The following is a 23,240-nucleotide window of genomic DNA, read 5'->3' as shown; positions in this document are numbered from 1 at the left end:
CCCGACGAATGCTCTACGGAGAGTGACGAAAAGGCGCGACCGCGCCCGTCTGCCGACACCCCCTGTAGACGTCGCCGCCGCCGACCGGCAGATCGCCACCCCGGGCCGTTCAAGCCCTGAAAATGGCCCCGGACGTGCGACGACCCCCGCCGGGGGGGAGAGCGGGGGTCGTCTATCCACGGCCCGACTCGGGGGGGAGGAGCCGGACCGGGTTAGCACGGTCGCGAACGATCCGTGACTTCCATGGTGTACCCGAGCGGCCAGAAACACAAACCCGCACGCCCGCGAGTACGCCGAATGGCGGGCTGTTTTGCGGCGCCCTCTATCCTCGGTTCCCGTGGACACCACCGAGAACGCCGACGAGCACGCCGACGAGTCCCCGGACTCCACCCCCGCAGCCGCCGCGGCCGACGGGACGCCCGGGCCCGACGGGGCGCCCGTGACCGGCGCGCGGCCCGGAACGGCCGGCTCCGACCCGTCGCAGGCCCGTCCGCCGGCCCTGCGCCCCCATCCCGCCGGCCCGCGCACCGCCGCCTTCTTCGACCTCGACAAGACGATCATCGCCAAGTCGAGCGCCCTCGCGTTCAGCCGTCCGTTCTACCAGGGCGGCCTGATCAACCGTCGGGCCGTCCTGCGAAGTGCGTACGCCCAGTTCGTCTTCCTGGTGGGCGGCGCGGACCACGACCAGATGGAGAAGATGCGGGAGTACCTCTCCGCGCTGACCCGGGGCTGGAACGTGCAGCAGGTCCGCGAGATCGTCGCCGAGACCCTGCACAACCTGATTGACCCGATCATCTACGACGAGGCCGCCTCGCTCATCGAGCAGCACCACGCGGCCGGCCGCGACGTGGTCATCGTCAGCAGTTCCGGCTCCGAGGTGGTCGAGCCGATCGGCGCGCTGCTCGGTGCCGACCACGTGATCGCGACCAGGCTGAAGATCGAGGACGGCTGCTACACCGGCGAGATCGACTACTACGCCTACGCCGAGAACAAGGCCGCCGCGATCCAGGAGTTGGCCGAGGTCGAGGGCTACGACCTGACCGAGTGCTACGCCTACAGCGACTCGTCCACCGACCTGCCGCTGCTGGAGGCGGTCGGCCACCCCTCGGCGGTCAACCCGGACCGGGCGCTGCGCAAGGAGGCGGTGGCCCGCGAGTGGCCGGTGCTGGTGTTCGACAAGCCGGTGGAACTCCGGCGCAGGCTCCCGGAATTCTCGGCCCCGAGCCGCTCGGTGCTGACGGCGGTGGCGGTCGGCACGGCCGCGCTGACGGCCGGGGTCATCTGGTACGCGGCCCGGCGCCGCCGCCCGGCGGCCTGACGGCGGGGTGCCGGGCGCCCGGCGCGCCCGGCACGCCCGGACCGCTGACCGTTGGACAAAACGGTCAAAAGCCGAAGACGTCGCTTTTCGGGTTCCCCTTTCGCCCGAAACGCGATACAAATGAAGCACGGCCCGCGAGACCCGGTCAGGACCGAAGAGGTCAAACCGACAACGCAGTTCAGGCCCCACGGACCGCCGTGCAGATGACCGAGCACCCACATGCAGCCGACCCGCTGTCGGGCCGCCGGACCAGACGAACGGGCAGGATCCCCGTCTGATCGGCACTTCCGGTGCATGCATGGTCACCCGGCATCTGTGCCAGTGGCGGCACCTGGCAGGATCAGGTGCCGCCGCATCTCGTTGTCCGCCCCGCCCCGACGGAACCCCGTCGGGGCGGGGCGTTCGAACGCTCAGACCATGCCGCGCTGCATCGCCTCGCAGACCGCCGTGCTCTCCCGCACCCCGAGCCGGAGCGTCCGGCCGCAGTGCCCGATCCAGGCCGCCAGCCCCTCCGACGTCCCCGCCAGGTACCCGGCCAGCGCCCGCCGGTAGGCGTCCGTCCCCAGCTCCGCCAGGCCGACCTCGGCCGGGCAGATCGACTTCGGGTCGAGCCCCTCGGCGATCAGCACGATCCGCTGGGCGGCCCGCGCGATCAGGCCGTTGTACGCGCCGAACGGCCGCAGCGCCAGCAGCTCGCCGTGCACCACCGAGGCGACCACCAGGGCCGGCGTGCCGACGCCCTGGCCCTCCGCCCGGGCCACCAGCAGCCGCGAGAGCTGGTCGAGCCGGGAGGCGACCTCCTCCGGACCGGGCGCCGCGGGCAGCGCCGGCACCGGACCGTCCGCGACCGCGCCGGCCGGCCCGGCCCCGGGGGCGTGGTCCGCCGCGACGCCCTCCACCGGCTTCAGCTCCAGCGGGAACGGGTCGTCGGCGCCCTCGCCCCCCTGTCGTGGGCGGCCCGCCGCGGGATCGGCGTCGCCGACCGCCAGCAGGTGCAGCCGGGCCAGCACCTGGAGCGGCGAGTGCCGCCAGACGCTCAGCAGCTGACCTGCCTCGGCCGCGACCCGCAGCGCGGCGCCGACCGTGCGGGCCCCGGGGTCCGCACCGAAGTCGCTGCGCCGCCGGACCTCCTCCAGCGGCCAGTCGGCCCCGGCCAGCGCCGCCGAGGCGCGGGCGCCGCGCAGGGCGGACTCGGAGGTGACCTCGGCCGCGCGGCGGCGCATCACCCGGTGGCCGTAGAGGCGGTCGACGGCCTTGCGCACCTCGGCCACCGCGTCCGGCACTCCGGGGAGCTGGGCCAGCGGGGCGAGGGGATCTGTTCCAGTGCTCACCTACCCGAGAGTAATGACCCGGGCGCCCCGGCCGGAACAGCAACCTCGCATCACCCGTTAGAGGCAATCCTCACTTCCCGCCGACCAATGACCCGAAACCCCCGATAGCATGGCCGCCGTCGAAGACGATAACGATTTCCACCTCGGGGGATCGTCGTCCTCGCCGCGGCGCTCAGCCGCGACCGCGGCGGGCCCAGGAGCGAGAGCCGGAGTCCCAGATGAAGATCGCCTTCGTCGGCAAGGGCGGCAGCGGCAAGACCACGCTGTCCGCGCTGTTCATCCGCCATCTGGCCGCCGCGGGCCGCCCGGTCCTCGCCGTCGACGCCGACATCAACCAGCACCTCGGCCCGGCCCTCGGCCTGACGGACGAGCAGGCCGCCGCGCTGCCCGCGCTCGGGGCCCGGCTGCCCGAGATCAAGGAGTACCTGCGCGGCAGCAACCCGCTGATCCGCTCCGCCGAGGAGATGATCAAGACCACCCCGCCGGGCCGGGGGTCGCGGCTGCTGCGGATCGTCGAGGAGAACCCGGTCTACACGGCCTGCGCCCGCCCGGTCGCGCTCGACGAGGGCTCGGTGCGGCTGCTGGCGACCGGCGCGTTCACCGAGGAGGACCTCGGCGTCGCCTGCTACCACTCCAAGGTCGGCGCGGTCGAGCTGCTGCTCAACCACCTGGTCGACGGCCGGGAGGAGTACGTGGTGACCGACATGACGGCCGGCTCCGACTCCTTCGCCTCGGGCCTGTTCACCCGCTTCGACCTCACCTTCCTGGTCGCCGAGCCCACCCGCAAGGGCGTCTCGGTGTACCGCCAGTACCGGGACTACGCGCGCGACTTCGGCGTGCGGCTGCGGGTGGTCGGCAACAAGGTGCAGGGTCCGGACGACCTGGACTTCCTCCGCCGCGAGGTCGGCGAGGACCTGCTGACCGCCTTCGGGCAGTCCGACTGGGTGCGCCGTCTGGAGCAGGGCGCCCAGCCGCCGCTGCACGCCCTCGAACCCGCCAACCGCGCGGCGCTGGACGAGCTGCACTCGGCCGCCGACGCCGCGCACGGGCTGCGGGACCCGCGCCGGTACACCGAGCAGGCCGTCCTCTTCCACCTGCGCAACGCCGAGAGCTGGGCCAACGCCAAGGTCGGCACCGACCTCGCCGCCCAGGTCGACCCGGACTTCGTGCTCGGCGGCGGGCCCGCCCCGGCCGGCGAGCCCGCCGCCGCCGGCGCGGCGGTCTGAGCCGCAGCCCCGCCGCACCCACCACGGGCCGCGGTCCCCCGCACGGGGACCGCGGCCCGCGCGCGCCCCCGGCCGGCCCGCCACCAGCAGATTCCCGTCCGTTCGACCACCACCCAATGGGGTGAACCAGGCGGTTATTCACTGTCGTTCCGAATGACGCTGTGCAAAGCTCTCATTACCCTCGGTTTACCGAGTCTTGATGTTCCGATCCGTCCCGGTGCTCCTCGCCGTGGCCTGGCTCCTCCCAGCGCCCCGCCGAGCGGCCGCGGGCCGGCCCGATGGACCAAGGCCCGGCCGGTGACACCCGCACTCCCGGCCCGACCGCGCCGTCCCGCCACACCGTCGCGACCCACGACAGCCGATCCGTTCCACCGAGCCCGCGCCGGACTCACCGCCGGACCTGACTGCGTTCGTTCCCCCGGACAGACGGGAAGACCCATGACCCTCGACATCTCCAGCGCCCCCATCGCCTCCGACACCACCGACCACGCCCCACCGGGCAGACGTCCCCGCGCCGACTGGGCCCGGGACCTCTCGGCCTCCCTGGTGGTGTTCCTGATCGCCGTGCCGTTCTCCCTCGGCATCGCCCTGGCCACCGGCGCCCCGCTCACCGCCGGCCTGGCCGCGGCGGCCGTCGGCGGCATCGTGGTCGGCCTGTGCGGCGGCACCCCGCTGCAGGTCAGCGGCCCCTCCGCCGCGCTCACCGTGATCACCGCCGGGCTCATCGCCCAGTACGGCTGGCAGGCCACCTGCGCCATCACCGCCGCCGCCGGTCTGCTCCAACTCCTGCTCGGCGTACGGCGGGTGGCCCGCACCGCGCTCGCCGTCTCACCCGCCATCGTGCACGGCATGCTGGCCGGTGTCGGCCTCGCCATCGCCATCGCCCAGCTGCACGTCGTCCTCGGCGGCTCGCCGCAGAGCTCCGCCTCGGCCAACCTGCTCGCCCTGCCCGACCAGTTGGCGTCTCCCCACCCCGCCGCCCTCGCCGTCGGCGCGGTCACCGTCGCCGTGCTGCTCGGCTGGCCCCGGCTGGGACGGCTCCCCGGCCGGTACGAGGAGTTCGGCGCCCGGCTGGCCAAGGTCCCCGGCCCGCTCGTCGCCGTCGCCGCCGCCACCGGGCTCGCCGTCGCGCTGGACCTGCGGCTCGCCCGGGTCGCGCTGCCCGCCTGGCAGCCGCACGGCCTCGCCCCCGACCTGCCGCACGGCCCGCCGCTCGCCGTGCTGGCCGCCGTGCTGACCGTCACCGCCGTGGCGAGCGTCGAGTCGCTGCTCTCCGCCGTCGCGGTCGACCGGATGTCGCACCGCACCGGGGACCTCGACCGGGAACTGCGCGGCCAGGGCCTCGCCAACGTGGTCAGCGGACTGGTCGGCGGGCTGCCGGTCGCCGGCGGCGCGGTGCGCAGCACGGCCAACGTCCGGGCGGGGGCGAGCAGCCGCCGTTCCTCGGTGCTGCACGGGATCTGGGTGCTGGCGGCCGCGCTGGCCCTCGCCGGCGGGCTGCGCCGGATCCCGCTGGCCGCCCTCGCCGCCCTGGTGCTGGTCGTCGGCCTGCAGATGGTGAGCTTCGCGCACATCCGCAAGGTGCACCGGCACCGCGAGTTCCCGGTCTACCTGACCACCGTGGTCGCCGTGGTGCTGCTCGGCGTCCTGCCGGGGGTGGCGCTGGGCGCGGGGACGGCGGTGCTGCTCGCCCTCTACCGGCTGACCCGCGCCCATGTGGACGTCCTGCCCGGTCCGGACGGCTCGTTCACCGTGGAGACGCACGGTCCGCTCACCTTCACCGCGGTGCCCCGGCTCAGCCGGGCGCTGGCGGGCATCCCGGCGGGCGCCGAGGTCGCCGTCGTCCACGACGGCTCCTTCCTGGACCACGCCGCCTACGAGACGGTGCACAGCTGGCGCACCGGCCACCAGGCGGGCGGCGGCCGGGTGTCGATGGTGACGCGCCGCCAGGACGACGAGGTCCTCGACCCGGACGGCACCGTCCGCACCGGCAGCTCCCCCGGCCCGCACCGCTGCCGCGCCTGGACGCCCTGGGTCGGCCACCACTGCATCGAGCAGCAGGAGGACCCGCACGGCCGGCTGCTGGACGGGGTCCGGGTGTTCCAGCTGCACACCGCCCCGCTGGTGCGGCCCGAGCTGGCCCGGCTCGCCCGGGAGGGGCAGACGCCCTCGCAGCTCTTCCTGACCTGCGCCGACTCCCGGATGGTCACCAGCATGATCACCAACAGCGGTCCGGGCGACCTCTTCACCGTGCGCAACGTCGGCAACCTGGTGCCGGCCCCGCACGAGCCCGGCGCGGCCGACGACTCGGTGGCGGCGGCGGTGCAGTACGCGGTCGAGGTGCTGGAGGTGCGGTCGATCACGGTCTGCGGGCACTCGGGCTGCGGGGCGATGAAGGCGTTGCTGGACGGTGTGCACGAGCAGCCCGGGCGGCCCACCCCGCTGGCCCGCTGGCTGCGCAACGGCCGGGGCTCGCTGGACCGGCTGCGCAGGGTTCCGGCGGAGTTCACCGACCGACCGGCGGTCGACCTGGGCGAGCAGCTCTGCATCACCAATGTCGTCCAGCAGCTGGACCAGCTGATGGCCAACCCGGCGGTGGAACGGCGGGTGGCCGAGGGCACCCTGCGGCTGGTCGGCATGTACTTCGACTTCGCCACCGCGCAGGCCTACGTGCTCGACCGGGAGAGCGGCCGGTTCGGTCCGGTCGAGGCCGCCGCACCGGCGCCCGCCCACGCCCGCGCCCGCGCGCTGGCGCACGAGCGGGCGTCCGAGCGGGCGTCCGCTCCGCGGCAGGAACGCGACACGCCCGGACGGGTGGATGAATTCGAACAGGTTCCGACCGTCGGTACCGCCGTCACCGATCCGGCCAGGGGCGGAGGAGGTCCCGGCCTGGCCGCCTGAGAGCCGGGCCCGCGTCCCGCCGGGCGGGCCAAGGACGCGGGCCCACCTCCCACCCCGCCCCCGGGGCACCACCGACCTCGGGCGGCCGTTCGACGCCCGGTCAAAGGTCTACACCAATTATCCGGAGCCTCTTGTCAACTGACCTCTTCGCCTGGTGAGCTGTGCGCTGGGACACACGGGACAATCCCCACGCACGGGAAACGACCCCGATCATGACTCATGAGGAGTGCGCGTTGAGCAACGAGAGCCTGGCCAACCTGCTCAAGGAGGAGCGGCGCTTCGCCCCGCCGGCAGAGCTCGCCGCAGCCGCCAACGTCACCGCGGCCGCGTACGCTCAGGCCTCCGAGGACCGCCTCGGCTTCTGGGCCGAGCAGGCCCGCCGCCTCAGCTGGGCCGTCGAGCCCACCCAGACGCTCGACTGGTCCAACCCGCCGTTCGCCAAGTGGTTCGCCGACGGCAAGCTCAACGTGGCCTACAACTGCGTCGACCGGCACGTCGAGGCCGGCAACGGCGACCGCGTCGCCATCCACTTCGAGGGCGAGCCCGGCGACGGCCGCTCGATCACCTACGCCCAGCTCAAGGACGAGGTCTCGCAGGCCGCCAACGCGCTGCTGGAGCTCGGGGTCGTCAAGGGCGACCGGGTCGCGATCTACCTGCCGATGATCGCCGAGGCGGTCGTCGCGATTCTCGCCTGTGCCCGGATCGGCGCCACCCACTCGGTGGTCTTCGGCGGCTTCTCCGCCGACGCCGTGGCCTCCCGCATCCAGGACGCCCAGGCCAAGCTGGTCATCACCGCCGACGGCGGCTACCGCCGCGGCAAGCCATCCGCCCTCAAGCCGGCCATCGACGAGGCGCTGACCAAGGTCGAGGGCGTCGAGCACGTCCTGGTCGTGCGCCGCACCGGCCAGGACGTCGCCTGGACCGAGGGCCGCGACGTCTGGTGGCACGAGGCCACCGAGCGCCAGTCCACCGAGCACACCCCCGAGGCGCACGACGCCGAGCACCCGCTCTTCATCCTCTACACCTCGGGCACCACCGGGAAGCCGAAGGGCATCCTGCACACCTCGGGCGGCTACCTCACCCAGGCGAGCTACACCCACCACGCCGTCTTCGACCTCAAGCCGGAGACCGACGTCTACTGGTGCACCGCGGACATCGGCTGGGTCACCGGCCACTCGTACATCGTCTACGGCCCGCTCGCCAACGGCGCCACCCAGGTCATCTACGAGGGCACCCCGGACACCCCGCACCAGGGCCGGTTCTGGGAGATCGTCCAGAAGTACGGCGTGACCATCCTCTACACCGCGCCGACCGCGATCCGCACCTTCATGAAGTGGGGCGACGACATCCCCGCGAAGTTCGACCTGTCCTCGCTGCGGGTGCTGGGCAGCGTCGGCGAGCCGATCAACCCCGAGGCGTGGATCTGGTACCGCGAGCACATCGGCGCCGGCAAGGCCCCGATCGTGGACACCTGGTGGCAGACCGAGACCGGCGCGATGATGATCAGCCCGCTGCCGGGCGTCACCGAGACCAAGCCGGGCTCCGCCCAGCGCGCGCTGCCGGGCATCGCGGCCACCGTGGTCGACGACAACGCCGTCGAGGTCCCGAACGGCTCCGGCGGCTACCTGGTGCTCACCGAGCCGTGGCCGTCCATGCTGCGCACCATCTGGGGCGACGACCAGCGCTACATCGACACCTACTGGTCGCGCTTCGAGGGCCGCTACTTCGCCGGTGACGGTGCCAAGAAGGACGAGGACGGCGACATCTGGCTGCTCGGCCGGGTCGACGACGTCATGCTGGTCTCCGGCCACAACATCTCGACCACCGAGGTCGAGTCGGCCCTGGTCGGGCACCCGTCGGTGGCCGAGTCCGCCGTGGTCGGCGCCACCGACGCCACCACCGGGCAGGCGATCGTCGCCTTCGTGATCCTGCGCGGCAACGCCACCGACAGCCCCGAGCTGGTCGAGGAGCTGCGGGCGCACGTCGGCCGCACGCTCGGCCCGATCGCCAAGCCGAAGCAGATCAAGGTGGTCGGCGAGCTGCCGAAGACCCGCTCCGGCAAGATCATGCGCCGGCTGCTGCGCGACATCGCCGAGGGCCGCGAGGTCGGCGACACCACCACGCTGGCCGACTCCACGGTGATGAACCTCATCCAGGCCCAGCTGCCGCAGGCGGGCAGCGAGAGCTGACCCACCCCCTGAACCACGGGTGACGGTGCCCCGGGCGGTCATGACCGCCCGGGGCACCGCCGTGTCCGGACCCCTCCCGCACCCCGTCCGCCGTGCGCAACGGGCCGCGAGGGCTTAAGTCCTTGAGTAGGACAATCCGGATGTCGCTCCGTCGGTCTGCCGGTCCACCGGGCTTCCGCTCTGTCGGTCTATCGGTCTATCGGTCTGCCGCCACGCTACAATGTCAAAGGCGCATCAAGATCCGCGCCACAGGGCGAGCCGGGAAGTCTGGTCGGCGATGCACCACCGGTGCATCCACACCGTCCCCTCGCCCCCAGGAGGCCGCGCGTGGCCAGCCAGCCGCCCGTTCACGAGCCGACCTCGACGCCCCAGCGCCGCCAGTTCCTCGGCAGGCTGCCGCTCCCCGAACGCAATTTCCTCGCCGAAGCCCTGCGCACCGAGACGGTCGGCGGCGTGCTGCTGCTCACCGCCGCGGTCATCGCGCTGATCTGGGCCAACGTCTGGCCGGACGCCTACCAGTCCGTGCTGAACCACACCGTCGGCCCCTCCGCCCCGCTCCACCTCGACCTCACCCTGGGCACCTGGGCCAAGGACGGGCTGCTGACGATCTTCTTCTTCGTGGCCGGCATCGAGCTCAAGCGCGAGTTCGTGGCGGGCGAGCTGCGCAGCCCCAGCGCGGCGATGCTGCCCGTCATCGCGGCCGTCTGCGGTGTCGTGCTGCCCGCCGTCCTGTACACCGTCGTCAACGCCGGGCCCGGCGGGCATCCGAGCGGCTGGGCGATCCCGACCGCCACCGACATCGCCTTCGCGCTCGGCGTGCTCGCCGTCGTCGGCAGTCACCTGCCCTCGGCGCTGCGCGCCTTCCTGCTCACCCTCGCAGTGGTGGACGACCTGATCGCGATCCTGATCATCGCGGTCTTCTACAGCTCCGGCATCAAGTTCTGGGCGCTCGGGCTGGCCTTCGTCGGGCTCGCGCTGTTCTGGTTCCTGCACCGGCGCGGGGTGCACGGCTGGTACCTGTTCGTCCCGCTCGCGTTCGTGATCTGGGCGCTGATGCACGAGAGCGGCGTGCACGCCACGGTGGCGGGCGTCGCGATGGGCCTGATGCTCCGCTGCCACCGGGAGGGCGACGAGGAGCACTCCCCCGGCGAGCACATCGAGCACCTGGTCCGGCCGCTCTCGGCCGGGGTCGCGGTGCCGGTCTTCGCACTGTTCGCGGCCGGCGTGGGGATCTCCGGTCCGGCGCTGCGCGAGGTGTTCACCCAGTCCGCCCCCTTGGGCATCGTGGTCGGTCTGGTGGTCGGCAAGTCCGTGGGCGTCTTCGGCGGCACCTGGCTGACCGCCCGCTTCACCCGCGCCGAGCTGAATCCGCAGCTCAAGTGGGCCGACATGTTCGCGGTCTCGGTCCTGGCCGGCATCGGCTTCACCGTCTCGCTGCTGATCGACGAACTGGCCTTCCCGGACGACCAGGCGCTCGCCGACCGGGCCAAGGCCGCCGTCCTGGTGGGCTCGCTGATCTGCGCGCTGGCGGCCACCGTGCTGCTGAAGCTGCGCAACCGGCACTACCGCGAGCTGTGCGAGGAGGAGGACCGCGACCTCGACGGCGACGGCATCCCCGACGTCTACCAGCTCGACGACCCGGCCTGGCAGAGCCGCATGGCCGCCCAGGGGCAGCCCACCGACGGACGGCTTACGGACGGACGGCCCGCCGACAGCCGGCCCACGGACGGACAGCCCACCGACGGACGGCCCGCCGACGCGGGGCCGACACGCCCGGCCGACCAGGGCCGCGACGAAGCGCGCTGAGCAGCCCGCCTCGCCGGACACGTCCCCCCGGCGGGGCCCCGGAGTGGTGTCCGCTCGTCCGGTAGAGGCATGATTCTGAACTGTCGACAGTCCACCGAAGAGGAGAACCGCTGATGCCCGCAGGAGCCGCAGACCCGTCCAGCAACGGCCGGGCGCCCTACGAGGGCGAGCGTTCGGTGGGGCAGCTGTTCGCCGCGGCCACCGCCGACCTGTCCGCCCTGGTCCACGACGAGATCGCGCTCGCCAAGGCCGAGATCCGCGCCGACGTCAAGCGCGGCGTCTCCGGCGGCGTCTCGCTGGGCGTCGCCGGCGTGGTCGCGCTGGCCGCCGTCCCGATGCTGAGCGCGGCCGCGGCGTTCGGCATCCACGCGCTGGGCCTGTCGCTCGGCTGGTCGTTCCTGATCGTGGCCGGTGCGTACCTGCTGCTGGCCGTGCTGCTGGGCCTGCTGGCGCTGCGTTCGTTCAAGAAGATCGAGAAGCCGGTCCGCACCATCGAGGGCGCGCAGAAGACCGCCGACGTCCTGAAGAACGCCCGGCCGCGCCCCGCCACCAAGGAGGAGATCGACCGCGCCCTGGGTCGCATCCCGTAGGCGCCCGGCAGGCGTCCCGCAGGCGTCCGGCCGGCGTTCCCGGCCGCACCCCGTACGCGCCCCGCCCGCATCCCGGAGGCGCCTCCGCAGACCCTCCGGCGGGCCCGCGGCGCGCGCCAGGGGCACGCCGGGAACGCGCCAGGGATGCGCCGGGGACCCGTGGGCGACGTGCGCCCGCCGAGCGGCGGGCCGGAACGGTCCGCATGCGAGTGCCGGGCGCGTGTCCGGCGCGCGGATGTGACACGCTCTCGGTATGTCGCTCGACCAGAAGCCCGTGCCCGCGCAGCCGTCCGACAGCTCCGGCCTCTCCACCCCCGGTGACGCCCAGGACGCGTCCCCGGCCTCCTGGGACGTCCGGCAGGCCGGGCCGTGGATCCACCGCGACCTCGCCGCCAACGGCGCGCGGTTCCACATCGCCGAGCTCGGCGAGGGCCCGCTGGTCCTGCTGGTGCACGGCTGGCCCGAGTACTGGTGGGCCTGGCGCCACCAGCTGACCGCGCTGGCCGCGGCCGGCTACCGGGCCGTCGCCGTGGACCTGCGCGGCATCGGCGGCAGCGACCGCACCCCGCGCGGCTACGACCCCGGCAACCTCGCGCTGGACATCACCGGGGTGATCCGCTCCCTCGGCGAGAACCGGGCGCACCTGGTCGGCCACGCCTCCGGCGGCACGCTGTCCTGGGTGGCGGCCGTGATGCGGCCCTCGGTGATCCAGAGCCTCACCGTGGTCTCGGCCGCGCACCCCCGTGACCTCCGCCGGGCGCTGCTGACCGACCGCAAGCAGATGGCCGCCTTCGAGCACGTGCTGGGCTTCCAGCGCCCGTGGATACCGGAGCGGCGCCTGGTGGCCGACGACGCCGCGCTGGTCGGCCGCTACCTGGACGCCTGGACCGGCCGCAACCAGCTGGACCGCGCGACGGTGGCCGCGTACCGGCAGGCGATCCAGATCCCCAGCACCGCACACTGCTCGATCGAGCCCTACCGGTGGCTGCTGCGCTCGATGGCCCGCCCGGACGGCATCCAGTTCGCCCGCCGGATGAAGAAGCCGATCACCGCGCCCACCCTGCACGTCCAGGGCGCGGCGGACCCGGTGCTCCTGTCGCACACCGCGCTGGGCGGCGGCGAGTACGTGGCCGCACCGTACCGCTGGCGGCTGATGCCGGGGATCGGGCACTTCCCGCACGAGGAGGCGCCGGAGCAGTTCACCGCCGAGCTGCTGGACTGGATCGGCCGGCACAAGGACTGAGGGTGCAACGGCCCGCCACCGGGAAAGGGCACGGGGCGATGGTCCCGGCGCCCGGATGGCCGAACGGGGCCGAAGGTCCCAACTCCCTTGATTTGGCGTTCATATGACAAACGCATAGGCCCGGTTGGTGGCCCGCCGGGCGGTTACCCCCGTCGGCCCAGGGGCATCCATTGCGGTATGACCTGGATGCCCGATCGCGGCGGCGCCCCGCGCGGCCGACAGCACAGCAACAGCCCGCAGCGTTCCGCCCACCGCCCCGAGTGGGCGGACGAGCACGGCTACGACGGCGGCTACGACACCGGCTTCGAATCCGGCTACGACTCCGGTTTCGAGAGCGGTTTCGACGGTGCGGGCGGCCACCCCCGCACGGCGCAGCGGCAGCTCGGCATCCCGCACATCCTCGGCCGCCGCGCCCGCTGGGTGGGTGCCCGGCTCCGCCGCGACACCTGACCGGTCCGGTCCGGTTCCACCACGGCACCCGACGGTCCGGGTTCCACCACAGCGCCCGACCGGCCCCGCCCCACCACAGCGCCCGACCGGCCCGGGGCCGGCCGGGACCCGCCCGGCCGGCCCCGCGGTCAGAGCGCGCAGCCCTGGGTGTCCACCCGGCCCGTCGCCGTGACGCCCTGCTCGGCGTCCTGCCGCACCTCGGCGGCGGTCAGCACGTACCCGGTGTCCGCGCTGTCCAGCGACTTCGCGAACACCATCCCGTACACCTGGCCGTCCGGCGTGAGCAGCGGGCCGCCGCTGTTGCCCTGGCGGACCAGCGAACGCACCGAGTAGACGTCCCGGACGACCTGCCCGCGGTGGTAGATGTCCGGGCCGTTGGCCTGGATCCGGCCGCGGATGCGGGCCGGCTGGACGTTGAAGGCGCCGTTCTCGGGGAAGCCCGCGACGATCGCGCTGTCGTTGGTCTTCGCCTCGCCCGCGAAGGCGAGCGGCGGCGCGTTCAGCTTGGGCACGTCGAGGACGGCGATGTCGCGCTGCCAGTCGTAGCTGACCACCGTCGCGTCGTACAGCTGTCCGACACCGCCGATCTGCACGGTCGGCTCGTCGACGCCGCCGACCACGTGGGCGTTGGTCATCACCCGGTGCGGGGCGTAGACGAAGCCGCTGCCCTCCAGCGTCTTGCCGCAGGCGGTGGCGGTGCCGACCACCTTGACCAGGCTCTGCCGCGCCTTCGCCACCGCCGGGCTGCCGGCCAGCGCCGGGTCGGGGGTGTCGACCTGGGTGATCGGCTCGTGTTCGAAGGGGTTGAACACCTGCGGGAAGCCGTTGCGGGCGAGCACCTTGGAGAAGTCCGAGAACCAGTTGGGCGCGTCCGAGGGCAGGGCGTCCTGGACGCCGCCGAGGACGGCCGAGGTGCGGACCTGCTTGGAGACGGTCGGCAGGGACGTCCCGGCGAGCGCCGAGCCGATCAGCCAGGCCACCAGCAGCATCGAGATCACGTTGACCACGGATCCGCCCACCGCGTCCAGGGCCCGGGCCGGACGGCGGTCGATGTGGCCGCGCAGCTTCCAGCCGAAGTGGGTGGTGATCGCCTGGCCGGTCGCCGCCAGCACGATCACCACCACCACGGCGATCACCGAGGCGGCCGTCCCGGGGCTGAGGTGGTCGAGCAGCAGCGGCAGCAGCTGGACGGCGAGCAGGCCGCCGCCCAGGAAGCCGAGGACCGACAGCACGCCGACCACGAAGCCCTGCCGGTAGCCCGAGACGGCGAAGCCGACGGCCGCGGCGATCAACAGCACATCCAGGACGTTCACCCGGACACCCTCCCACGACGGACCACCCGGCCGGAGGGACGACCGCCGAATCCGGCCCGGACCGCCCGGGGAGGCACGCCGACCCCGACCGCCCGGGGAAACACGCCCGCCCCGACCGCCCGGGGAGGCACGCCACCCCCGACCGCGCCACGCCCCCCGCCCACCGTCCCGCGGTTCACGGCCCGGTCGCCGCGGCGGGCAGCACCACCACCCCTGCGGTTCACAGCGCCCCGGCGTCGCGGCCGAGCACCGCGCGGGAGCGCTCCAGATCGCCCTGCACCAGCGCCAGCGCCTCGTCCGAGAGGTCCACGATCCGGCCCGCGTCCCACGGCAGCTCCAGGCCGCTGTGGTGCAGCACCCGGTCGATCACCCCGGCGGTGAAGCCCCAGACCAGCCGCCCGCCGACCGCGAAGGCCGGCCCCAGGTGGCCGGACGGGTGGCGCAGCCGGGCCCGGTTGGCCGGGTCGGTGAGCTCCGTGATCGGCACCCGGAACACCGCGCCGGTCTCCCCCAGGTCCACCGGGCGGACCGGCGACTCCTCGCGCCACCAGCCGAGCACCGGGGTCACCACGAACCGGCTGACCGGGATGTACAGCGCGGGCAGGGTCGCGAAGACCTGCACGCCGTCCGGCTCCAGCCCGGTCTCCTCCCACGCCTCGCGCAGCGCCGCCGCCACCGGCCCGGGCCCCGCCGGGTCGCCGTCCTCCGGATCCAGCGCGCCGCCCGGGAAGGACGGCTGTCCGGCGTGCGAGCGCAGCGAGCGGGCCCGCTCGATCAGCAAGAGGTCCGGTCCGGACGCGCCCTCGCCGAACAGCATCAGCACCGCGGCGGCCCGGCCGCCCTCGGGCGGCGGCAGGAACAGGCTCAGCTGCTCGGGCAGCACCCGCTCCGCGGCCTCCCGGACCGGCTCCAGCCAGACCGGCAGCCCGTCCCGCTCGACCTGCGGCACCCGCGGCACCCGCGGCTCCCCCCGCCCGCTCACTCGGCCACCGCCAGGTCGGCGACCTCGCCGTGGTGCGCGGCGGCGTCCGCGCGGGCGCCGGCCTCGCCGGGGAAGTCGGCGGGCGGCCGCAGCCGCTGGCCCGGGTGGCCGCCCAGCTCGTACTTCAGCAGCTTCCGCGCCTTCTCCGGGTCGGTCTCGCCCTCCCCGTAGGAGGGGCAGAGCGGTGCGATCGGGCAGGCCCCGCAGGCCGGCTTCTGGGAGTGGCAGATGCGCCGGCCGTGGAAGACCACCCGGTGCGAGAGCATTGTCCACTCGGACTTCGGGAAGATCTCCGCGACCGCCGCCTCGACCTTCACCGGGTCGTCCTCGGCGGTCCAGCCGAAGCGGCGGGCCAGCCGCCCGAAGTGGGTGTCCACGGTGATCCCGGGGACTCCGAAGGCGTTGCCGAGGACGACGTTGGCGGTCTTGCGGCCGACGCCGGGCAGGGTGACCAGGTCGGCCAGCCGGCCGGGCACCTCCCCGTCGAACTCGTCGCGCAGCGCGATCGACAGGCCGATCAGCGACTTCGCCTTGTTCCGGAAGAACCCGGTCGGCCGGATGATCTCCTCCAGCTCGGCCGGGTTCGCCGCCGCCATGTCCTCCGGCGTCGGGTACTTCGCGAACAGCGCCGGTGTCGTCTGGTTCACCCGCAGGTCGGTGGTCTGCGCCGACAGCACCGTCGCCACCAGCAGCTGGAAGGGGTTCTCGAAGTCCAGCTCCGGGTGCGCGTACGGGTACAGCTCCGCCAGTTCCCGGTTGATCCTCCGGGCCCTGCGCACCATCGCCAGCCGCGATTCCGGCTTGCGCACCTTGACCGCCCTGCCCGCCGGCTGCCCCGCAGACGCGGTCTTCCGGACCTTGCTCTCTGCCATGCGTGAAGGCTACGCCGGACGGCCGCGCTCCTGCGGCGGATCGGCCGGGCCCGCGCCCCTAGCCGATGGCCGCGCGCCGGTCGGCACATGTCAGGGGCAGGTGACGACCTGACCGGCCCAGGAGAGGCCGCCGCCGAAGCCGAGCAGCAGGGCGGGGGCGCCGGTCGGCACCTCGCCGCGCTCGACGAGCTTGGCGAGGGCGAGCGGGACGGAGGCGGCCGAGGTGTTGCCGGACTCGACGACGTCGCGGGCCACCACCGCGCCGGTGGCACCGAGGCGGTCGGCCAGCGCCTCGACGATCCGCAGGTTGGCCTGGTGGGTGACCACCGCGCCCAGGTCGGCGGGGGCGAGGCCGGCCCGGCGGCAGGCCTCCTCGGCGATCGGCGCCAGGGTGGTGGTCGCCCAGCGGTAGACGGTCTGGCCCTCCTGGCGGAAGTGCGGGCGCCAGCCGTCGTCCAGCCGGACGGCGTGGCCCCGCGTCGGGTCGGAGCCCCAGACCACCGGCCCGACACCCGGACGCCCGGTGCCCGCGGTGGCCGACGTGGCCGCGGTGTCCGGGCCGAGCACGGCGGCGCCCGCGCCGTCGCCGAGCAGGACGCAGGTGGAGCGGTCCGTCCAGTCGGTGACGTCGCTCATCCGTTCGGCGCCGACGACCAGCGCGTGGCGGGCGGCGCCGGCCCGGACGGCGTGGTCGGCGGTGGCCAGCGCGGTGCAGAAGCCGGCGCAGCCGTTGTTGACGTCGAAGCCGACGGCGGCCGGGATGCCCAGCCGCCCGGCGACCTGGGTGCCGATGTTCGGGCAGCGGTCCATCGCGGTGCAGGTCGCGACCACCACCAGGTCGATCTCGTCGGGCGCCAGTCCGGCGGCGGCGAGCGCCTTGCCGGCGGCGGCCGCGGCGAGGTCGGTGACGGTCTCGTCCTCGGCGATGCGACGGGTCACGATGCCGGTGCGCTGCCGGATCCACTCGTCGCTGGTGTCGACCAGCCGGGCGAGGTCGTGGTTGGTCAGGACCTTCGCGGGCTGGTGGTGGCCCAGCGCGACGATGCGGGAACCCGGCATGGCTGCTCCTCGGGGACGGGTCGGTGATGGGGCGTCATCACGCCGGACTATAGCGTCCGAACGGTCGGACTCTAAAACCCCGGCGCTCGCTACACTGGCGCGGTGAGCCCGAGAAGATCCGCCGCCGACAGCCGCCGGACCCGCGACGCGATCCTGGCCCGCGGCCTGGACCTCGCCTCGGTCGAGGGGCTGGAGGGCCTGACCATCGGCCGGCTCGCGACCGACCTGTCGATGAGCAAGTCCGGTGTCCTCGGGCACTTCGGCACCAAGGAGTGCCTGCAGCTGGCCGTCGTCGACGAGGCCGTCGCGATGTTCGTCCGCGAGGTGGTGCGGCGCTCGGAGACCGCCGGGGCCGCGCCGGGCCTGCCGCTGCTGCTCGCCCAGTGCGAGGCCTGGGTCTCCTACCTGGAGCGCGACCTGCTGCCCGGTGGCTGCTTCTTCACCACGGTGAGCGCGGAGTTCGACGACCGGGAGCCCGGGCCGGTCCGCTCGGCGGTGGTGGCCCGCAACGCGCTCTGGCAGCGCCGGGTGCGCCACCAGGTCGAGCTGGCGGTCGCCGCCGGGCAGCTGCCCGCCGGAACGGAACCGGAGCAGACCGTCTTCGAGCTGACCGGCCAGGTGCTCGCGCTCAACCACGCCCGCCGGCTGTACGGCGACCGGCGGGCGGCCGACCGCGCCCGGCGGGCGATGCGGCGGCTGCTCGGGCTGCCCGCCCCGGCCGCCGGGCGGCCCGCGACGCTCGCCGACCTGCCGGCGCCGTCGGAGGTCTGAAGGTCCACGGACCGGGCCGGCCCGCACCTGCCCCACCCGTACCCGGATCCGACCCCGACCCGTCACGACCCGCCGTGACCGAACCTGACCGGACTTGATCGAACCTGGCTTGATCACGACCGGCCCCGGCTGCACCACCCGGCCCCGCTGACCGGCTGACCTGCCGGTTCGGGCGGCTCCCGGAACGATTCCGGCGGTACGAATGGCCCCGCGCAGCACCCCTCGGAACACCCCCTCCTCATATGATCGGAGCGACATGCGCCATGCTTGGTGATGCAGAGCACTGTACGAACTTGTGCCGGAGGGCTTGACGGCCGGCCGGCCGAGAAGGAGGAAGCACGTGGACGACGTTCTGCGGCGCGCCGCACTCTTCGCGGCACTCGACGACGAACAGGCCGGCGAGCTGCGCGCTTCCATGACCGAGGTGACGCTCGCCCGCGGTGAGTCGCTGTTCCACGAGGGCGACCCGGGCGACCGGCTGTACGTCGTCGCCGAGGGCAAGGTCAAGCTGCACCGTGCCTCGCCGGACGGCCGCGAGAACATGCTCGCCGTCCTCGGCCCCAGCGAGATGATCGGCGAGCTCTCGCTGTTCGACCCGGGCCCGCGCACCGCCACCGCGAGCGCGCTGACCGAGGTCAAGCTGCTCGGCCTCGGCCACGGCGACCTCCAGCCCTGGCTGCACGCCCGCCCCGAGGTCTCGATCGCCCTGCTGCGCGCCATCGCCCGCCGCCTGCGCCGGACCAACGACGTGATGTCCGACCTGGTCTTCTCCGACGTGCCCGGGCGCGTCGCCAAGGCCCTGCTGGACCTCTCCCGCCGCTTCGGCGTGCAGTCCGAGGAGGGCATCCACGTCGCCCACGACCTCACCCAGGAGGAGCTGGCCCAGCTGGTCGGCGCCTCCCGCGAGACGGTCAACAAGGCGCTCGCCGACTTCGCCGGCCGCGGCTGGCTGAAGCTGGAGGCCCGCGCGGTCGTCCTGCTGGACGTCGAGCGGCTCTCCCGCCGCTCCCGGTAGCCGCGAACCGCGCAGCCGCCGACAGCGCGACCGCGCACCGCTCGCGACAGGGCCCGTACGCTCCGGCGTACGGGCCCTTCGCGTGCGGCCGGAGCGCGGCCGGACAGGCGCCGGACGGGCGCCGGACGGGCGCCGGACGTCAGTCCGGAATGAGCCCGTGCTCCCGCAGGTACTGCAGCTGGGCGCGGACCGACAGCTCGGCGGCCGGCCACAGCGCCCGGTCCACGTCCGCGTACACCCGGGCCACCACCTCGGCGGCCGTCCGGCAGCCGGCCTCGACCGCCGTCTCCACCTGGGCCAGCCGGCCGGCCCGGTGCGCGAGGTAGTAGTCCACCGCGCCGAGCGCGTCCGCGAGCACCGGCCCGTGGCCGGGCAGCACCGTCCGCACGCCGTGCTCGGCGGCCATGGTGTGCAGGTGGCGCAGCGAGTCCAGGTAGTCGCCGAGCCGGCCGTCCGGGTGGGCGACCATCGTGGTGCCGCGGCCGAGCACGGTGTCACCGGTGAGGACCGCGCCGTCCGCCGGCAGGTGGAAGGTCAGCGAGTCCGAGGTGTGGCCGGGCGTGGCCACCACCCGCAGGTCGAGACCGCCGACGTCCAGCCGCTGGCCGTGGGTGAGGCCCTCGGAGCCGAGCCGGTGTGCCGGGTCCAGCGCGCGGACCTCGGTGCGGGTCAGCTCGGCGAACCGGGCCGCGCCCTCGGAGTGGTCGGCGTGCCCGTGGGTCAGCAGGGTGAGCGCCACCCGCAGGCCCCGCTGCTCGGCGGTCTCGATCACCCGGCGCAGGTGGCCCTCGTGCAGCGGGCCCGGGTCGATCACCACCGCGAGGTCCGAGCCGGGCTCGGCGAGCAGCCAGGTGTTGGTGCCGTCCAGCGTCATCGGGGACGGGTTCGGCGCCAGCACGCAGTGCGCACGGGCGGTGGCCTCGCCGCCGATGGCGGCGGCGGGGTCACCGGGCAGGAGTCCGCTCACCGGCCGCCCTCTCCGTCGCGGTGCAACAGGCGCAGGGGCAGCGCCCGGACGAGGGCGCGCTGGGCCACCTCGGTGAAGCGGACCGGGCCGCTGTCGTCACAGGCCGGGGTGCGCGGGGTCAGGCTGCGGGCGGGCATCTCGGGTGCCGTCCGGCGAGCCACGTCATTGTGGGTCATCGGGCGTCGGTCCTTTCCGGGAGGAAGAAGAAGGGGACGGGCATGAGCGGGTCGTGCGGGCGAGGAGGGGCGCGGCGTCAGCCGACGCGTTCCTCGGGGAAGGTGCCGTCGATGGTCAGTTCGTCGTACCCCGGCCAGCGGACGGTCAGCCGCTCGCCGCGCACCTCGGCGCGGCCGAGCACCGGCTCCAGCGAGCGGCCGGCCGCCGCCTCCAGCGCCTCGGCGGCGCTGCGCACCGGCAGCAGTTCGCGCAGCACGGTGACGGTGGGCGGCAGCATGCCGAACCGGCCCTCCTGGTGGCCGCGGACGGCCTCGGCCGGGGTGAGCCAGGCGACCCGGTCGGCCTCGCCGACCTCCCGGGCGGCGTCCTGACCGGGCGGCAGGGCGGCGACGAAGAACCAGGTGTCGTAGCGGCGCTCCTCGAACGCCGGGGTGATCCAGCGTGCCCAGCCGGCCAGCAGGTCGCTGCGCAGCAGCAGGCCGTGGTCGCGCAGGAAACCGGCGAAGGAGAGTTCGTGGGCCTCCAGGGCGGCGCGCTCGGCGCTCCAGTCGCGGGGCTCGGCGACGCTGCCGGCGTCCGGGCCCGCCAGCAGGACCCCGGCCTCCTCGAAGGTCTCGCGGACCGCGGCGCAGACCACCGCCTGCGCGGTCGCCGGGTCCACACCGAGCCGCTCGGCCCAGGCGCGCGGGCCGGGACCGGCCCAGCCGATCTCCGCCTCGGCGTCCCGCCGGTCCACCCCGCCGCCCGGGTAGGCGTACATCCCGGCGGCGAACGCCATCGAGGTGCGGCGGCGCAGCAGGTACGCCTCGGGCGCGTCGCCCGCGGCCGTGTCCCTGAGCAGCACCACGGTGGCGGACGGCTTCGGCACGGGCGGGGTCAGCTCGCCCGCGTCGGCCGCCCGGATCCGGGCAGGCCAGCCGGGCGGCATCGGGAGCGTCCTTGCTCGCTGGTCCATGCCCGGATGCTAAGCGCCCGGGGGCGGGGTTGGACAGGGGTGATCCGTTGTCCTTCCCCGCCCCGGCGGGTCCTCGCGTCCGGGTGGGGCTCAGGCTCCGGCGCGGACGCGGACCTGCAGCTCGACCTCGACCGGGGCGTCCAGCGGCAGCACCGTGACGCCGACCGCGCTGCGGGCGTGCACGCCGGCCTCGCCGAGCACCTTGCCGAGCAGCTCGCTGGTGCCGTTGATCACCCCGGGCTGGCCGGTGAAGTCGGGGGCGGAGGCGACGAAGCCGACCACCTTGACGACCTGCTCGACCAGGTCGAGGTCGCCGATCACCGACTTGACGGCGGCCAGCGCGTTCAGCGCGCAGATCTGCGCGAGCTCCTTGGCCTCCTCCGGGGTGACCTCGGCGCCGACCTTGCCGGTGTTCGGCAGCTTGCCGCCCACCATCGGCAGCTGGCCGGAGGTGAAGACGAACTCACCCGTGCGCACCGCGGGCACGTAGGCGGCGACCGGGGCGGCCACCGGCGGCAGGGTCAGACCCAGCTCGGCGAGCTTCTCCTCGACCTTGCTCATGCCTGCTTCTCCCGCTTGAAGTAGGCCACCAGCTGCTCCGGGTTCGGGCCCGGTACGACCTGGACGAGCTCCCAGCCGTCCTCGCCGAAGTTGTCCAGGATCTGCTTCGTGGCGTGCACGAGCAGGGGTGCCGTCATGTATTCCCACTTGGTCATGGCCAGACTCTAGACGCTCCGTCCCGGCGGACCGGCACGGTCCGCGCCCCGGCGTGCTCCGGCGTGTGAGGTGGCCCACAAAGCGGGCATGATTCAGGTCCGGCCCCCGGGGTAGTCCCGGCATCCGGCGCGGTCCCTGGTTACCCTCGCGGGAGGGCACCCGCGAGGTGCCGGCCCTCGGAGACGGACGGAGACGGAGCGTGGCACGCACCCCCGGCCAGGCGGCCCGGCGCGATCCCGACTGGGAGGGCGTGCGGTTGCACGTGGTCAGCGGCAAGGGCGGAACCGGGAAGACCACGGTGGCCGCGGCGCTGGCGCTGGCGCTCGCCGCCCAGGGCCACCGGACGCTGCTGATCGAGGTGGAGGGCCGGCAGGGCATCGCCGAACTGTTCGGCATAGCGGCGCTGCCCTACGAGGAGCGCCGGATCGCCTCGGTCACCCCGGCCCAGCTCGGCCTGCCGGCCCGGGACGGCGCCGCGGCCGCGGGCGGCGAGGTGCACGCGCTCGCCATCGACACCGAGCAGGCCCTCCTTGAGTACCTCGACATGTTCTACAAGCTCGGCCGGGCCGGGAAGGCGCTGCAGAAGGTCGGCTTCGTCGACTTCGCCACCACCATCGCCCCCGGCGTCCGGGACGTCCTGCTGACCGGCAAGGCCTGCGAGGCCGCCCGCCGCAAGGGCCCGGACGGGCGGCGCCGGTACGACGCGGTGGTGATGGACGCGCCGCCGACGGGGCGGATCACCCGGTTCCTGAACGTCAACTCCGAGGTGGCGGGCCTGGCCCGGATCGGCCCGATCCACAGCCAGGCGCAGGCCGTGATGCGGGTGCTGAAGTCGGCGGAGACCGCCGTGCACCTGGTCACCCTGCTGGAGGAGATGCCGGTCCAGGAGACCGTGGACGGCTTCGCCGAGCTGCACGAGGCGGGGCTGCCGGTGGGCGGGGTGCTGGTCAACATGGTCCGGCCGCCGGTGCTGGACGCGGCGGCGGTGGCCGCGGTGGACGGCGACCACCGCGAGGAGGTCGCACTGGCCCTCGGCGAGGCCGGGCTCGGCGGGCGCTCGCGCAAGCCGGAGACCGTCCGGGCGGCGGTCGAGCCGCTGCTCGACCCGCTGCTGGAGCAGGCCAGGGAGCACGCCGAGCGGGTGGAGCTGGAGCGCGCGCGGCGCGCCGACCTGCAGCAGCTGAAGCTCCCGACGTACGAACTTCCGCTGCTGGGCGAGGGCGTGGACCTCGGCGGGCTCTACCGGCTGGCGGGCGAACTGAAGCGTCAGGGGGCAGCGTGAGCGGGCGGAACAGCGGGAGCGGCGGCGCGGGCGGCGGAGTGAACGGCGGCGTGAACGGCATCGCGGGCGGCGGTCC

21 protein-coding genes are annotated in these 23,240 nt (G+C 74.2%); 11 read left to right on the top strand and 10 right to left on the bottom strand.

The window, feature by feature from the left end:
• The first annotated feature begins 499 nt into the window (after nt 1-499).
• Complete coding sequence (locus ACFVVL_RS22285) at nt 500-1,318, top strand: HAD family hydrolase (protein WP_387677865.1); 819 nt, start codon at nt 500-502, stop codon at nt 1,316-1,318.
• A gap of 410 nt (nt 1,319-1,728) precedes the next feature.
• Here ACFVVL_RS22285 and ACFVVL_RS22280 read toward each other — a convergent pair whose 3' ends face one another.
• Nucleotides 1,729-2,649, bottom strand: coding sequence for an oxidoreductase (locus ACFVVL_RS22280; RefSeq protein WP_387677809.1), 921 nt, complete (start codon nt 2,647-2,649; stop codon nt 1,729-1,731).
• A 218-nt stretch (nt 2,650-2,867) separates the two neighbouring features.
• Between ACFVVL_RS22280 and ACFVVL_RS22275 the strand changes: the two genes are divergently transcribed.
• From ACFVVL_RS22275 to ACFVVL_RS22245, 7 genes are all read left to right on the top strand, one after another.
• The gene (locus ACFVVL_RS22275; protein ID WP_387677806.1) at nt 2,868-3,875 is read left to right on the top strand and encodes an ATP-binding protein; all 1,008 of its coding nucleotides are present in this window, start codon (nt 2,868-2,870) and stop codon (nt 3,873-3,875) included.
• A 438-nt stretch (nt 3,876-4,313) separates the two neighbouring features.
• On the top strand, nt 4,314-6,776 hold the full coding sequence (locus ACFVVL_RS22270; RefSeq protein WP_387677803.1) for a SulP family inorganic anion transporter: 2,463 nt from the start codon (nt 4,314-4,316) through the stop codon (nt 6,774-6,776).
• Nucleotides 6,777-6,988: 212 nt separating this feature from the next.
• The gene (gene acs / locus ACFVVL_RS22265; protein WP_387677800.1) at nt 6,989-8,965 is read left to right on the top strand and encodes an acetate--CoA ligase; all 1,977 of its coding nucleotides are present in this window, start codon (nt 6,989-6,991) and stop codon (nt 8,963-8,965) included.
• 327 nt (nt 8,966-9,292) lie between these two features.
• Nucleotides 9,293-10,771: a Na+/H+ antiporter NhaA gene (gene nhaA, locus ACFVVL_RS22260; protein WP_387677797.1), complete on the top strand. Its 1,479-nt coding sequence runs from the start codon at nt 9,293-9,295 to the stop codon at nt 10,769-10,771.
• Nucleotides 10,772-10,884: 113 nt separating this feature from the next.
• The gene (locus tag ACFVVL_RS22255) at nt 10,885-11,361 is read left to right on the top strand and encodes a phage holin family protein (RefSeq protein ID WP_350558600.1); all 477 of its coding nucleotides are present in this window, start codon (nt 10,885-10,887) and stop codon (nt 11,359-11,361) included.
• A 253-nt stretch (nt 11,362-11,614) separates the two neighbouring features.
• A complete protein-coding gene (locus ACFVVL_RS22250; RefSeq protein WP_380294556.1) occupies nt 11,615-12,604 on the top strand; it encodes an alpha/beta fold hydrolase in 990 nt (329 codons plus the stop codon).
• 177 nt (nt 12,605-12,781) lie between these two features.
• Complete coding sequence (locus ACFVVL_RS22245; RefSeq protein ID WP_380294555.1) at nt 12,782-13,054, top strand: hypothetical protein; 273 nt, start codon at nt 12,782-12,784, stop codon at nt 13,052-13,054.
• A gap of 128 nt (nt 13,055-13,182) precedes the next feature.
• Here ACFVVL_RS22245 and ACFVVL_RS22240 read toward each other — a convergent pair whose 3' ends face one another.
• The 4 genes from ACFVVL_RS22240 to ACFVVL_RS22225 all read right to left on the bottom strand — a co-directional run bounded on the left by ACFVVL_RS22240 (nt 13,183) and on the right by ACFVVL_RS22225 (nt 17,280).
• Nucleotides 13,183-14,367: a MarP family serine protease gene (locus ACFVVL_RS22240; RefSeq protein WP_380294554.1), complete on the bottom strand. Its 1,185-nt coding sequence runs from the start codon at nt 14,365-14,367 to the stop codon at nt 13,183-13,185.
• Between the two features lie 220 nt (nt 14,368-14,587).
• On the bottom strand, nt 14,588-15,349 hold the full coding sequence (locus tag ACFVVL_RS22235) for an NUDIX hydrolase (RefSeq protein ID WP_380294553.1): 762 nt from the start codon (nt 15,347-15,349) through the stop codon (nt 14,588-14,590).
• On the bottom strand, nt 15,346-16,221 hold the full coding sequence (gene nth, locus ACFVVL_RS22230; protein ID WP_387677792.1) for an endonuclease III: 876 nt from the start codon (nt 16,219-16,221) through the stop codon (nt 15,346-15,348). Before nth ends, ACFVVL_RS22235 begins: the two co-directional genes overlap by 4 nt.
• Nucleotides 16,222-16,311: 90 nt before the next feature.
• A complete protein-coding gene (locus tag ACFVVL_RS22225; RefSeq protein ID WP_387677789.1) occupies nt 16,312-17,280 on the bottom strand; it encodes a beta-ketoacyl-ACP synthase III in 969 nt (322 codons plus the stop codon).
• 102 nt (nt 17,281-17,382) lie between these two features.
• Here ACFVVL_RS22225 and ACFVVL_RS22220 point away from each other — a divergent pair, with 102 nt between their 5' ends.
• Together ACFVVL_RS22220 and ACFVVL_RS22215 are read left to right on the top strand one after the other, a co-directional pair.
• On the top strand, nt 17,383-18,051 hold the full coding sequence (locus ACFVVL_RS22220) for a TetR/AcrR family transcriptional regulator (protein ID WP_380294550.1): 669 nt from the start codon (nt 17,383-17,385) through the stop codon (nt 18,049-18,051).
• A gap of 340 nt (nt 18,052-18,391) precedes the next feature.
• On the top strand, nt 18,392-19,066 hold the full coding sequence (locus ACFVVL_RS22215; RefSeq protein WP_030288117.1) for a Crp/Fnr family transcriptional regulator: 675 nt from the start codon (nt 18,392-18,394) through the stop codon (nt 19,064-19,066).
• A 139-nt stretch (nt 19,067-19,205) separates the two neighbouring features.
• Here ACFVVL_RS22215 and ACFVVL_RS22210 read toward each other — a convergent pair whose 3' ends face one another.
• The 5 genes from ACFVVL_RS22210 to ACFVVL_RS22190 form a co-directional block, all read right to left on the bottom strand.
• The gene (locus tag ACFVVL_RS22210; protein WP_387677786.1) at nt 19,206-20,033 is read right to left on the bottom strand and encodes an MBL fold metallo-hydrolase; all 828 of its coding nucleotides are present in this window, start codon (nt 20,031-20,033) and stop codon (nt 19,206-19,208) included.
• The gene (locus ACFVVL_RS22205; protein ID WP_380294548.1) at nt 20,030-20,209 is read right to left on the bottom strand and encodes a hypothetical protein; all 180 of its coding nucleotides are present in this window, start codon (nt 20,207-20,209) and stop codon (nt 20,030-20,032) included. The genes ACFVVL_RS22210 and ACFVVL_RS22205 overlap by 4 nt, the downstream gene beginning before the upstream one ends.
• Before the next feature lie 77 nt (nt 20,210-20,286).
• A complete protein-coding gene (locus tag ACFVVL_RS22200) occupies nt 20,287-21,165 on the bottom strand; it encodes an NUDIX hydrolase (RefSeq protein ID WP_387677783.1) in 879 nt (292 codons plus the stop codon).
• 90 nt (nt 21,166-21,255) lie between these two features.
• Nucleotides 21,256-21,726 carry a RidA family protein gene (locus ACFVVL_RS22195; protein WP_344338870.1) on the bottom strand — a complete coding sequence of 157 codons (471 nt, stop codon included), beginning with the start codon at nt 21,724-21,726 and terminating at the stop codon, nt 21,256-21,258.
• Nucleotides 21,723-21,881, bottom strand: coding sequence for a DUF4177 domain-containing protein (locus tag ACFVVL_RS22190; RefSeq protein WP_350541473.1), 159 nt, complete (start codon nt 21,879-21,881; stop codon nt 21,723-21,725). The genes ACFVVL_RS22195 and ACFVVL_RS22190 overlap by 4 nt, the downstream gene beginning before the upstream one ends.
• Before the next feature lie 200 nt (nt 21,882-22,081).
• Between ACFVVL_RS22190 and ACFVVL_RS22185 the strand changes: the two genes are divergently transcribed.
• Nucleotides 22,082-23,164 carry an ArsA-related P-loop ATPase gene (locus ACFVVL_RS22185; protein ID WP_380294546.1) on the top strand — a complete coding sequence of 361 codons (1,083 nt, stop codon included), beginning with the start codon at nt 22,082-22,084 and terminating at the stop codon, nt 23,162-23,164.
• Nucleotides 23,165-23,240 lie beyond the last annotated feature (76 nt).

It is taken from the genome of Kitasatospora sp. NPDC058115 (assembly GCF_042884635.1).
GTDB lineage: Bacteria > Actinomycetota > Actinomycetes > Streptomycetales > Streptomycetaceae > Kitasatospora.
Note: the sequence above shows the minus strand (reverse complement) of the source record. Positions and strands in the feature narration are given on the sequence as shown.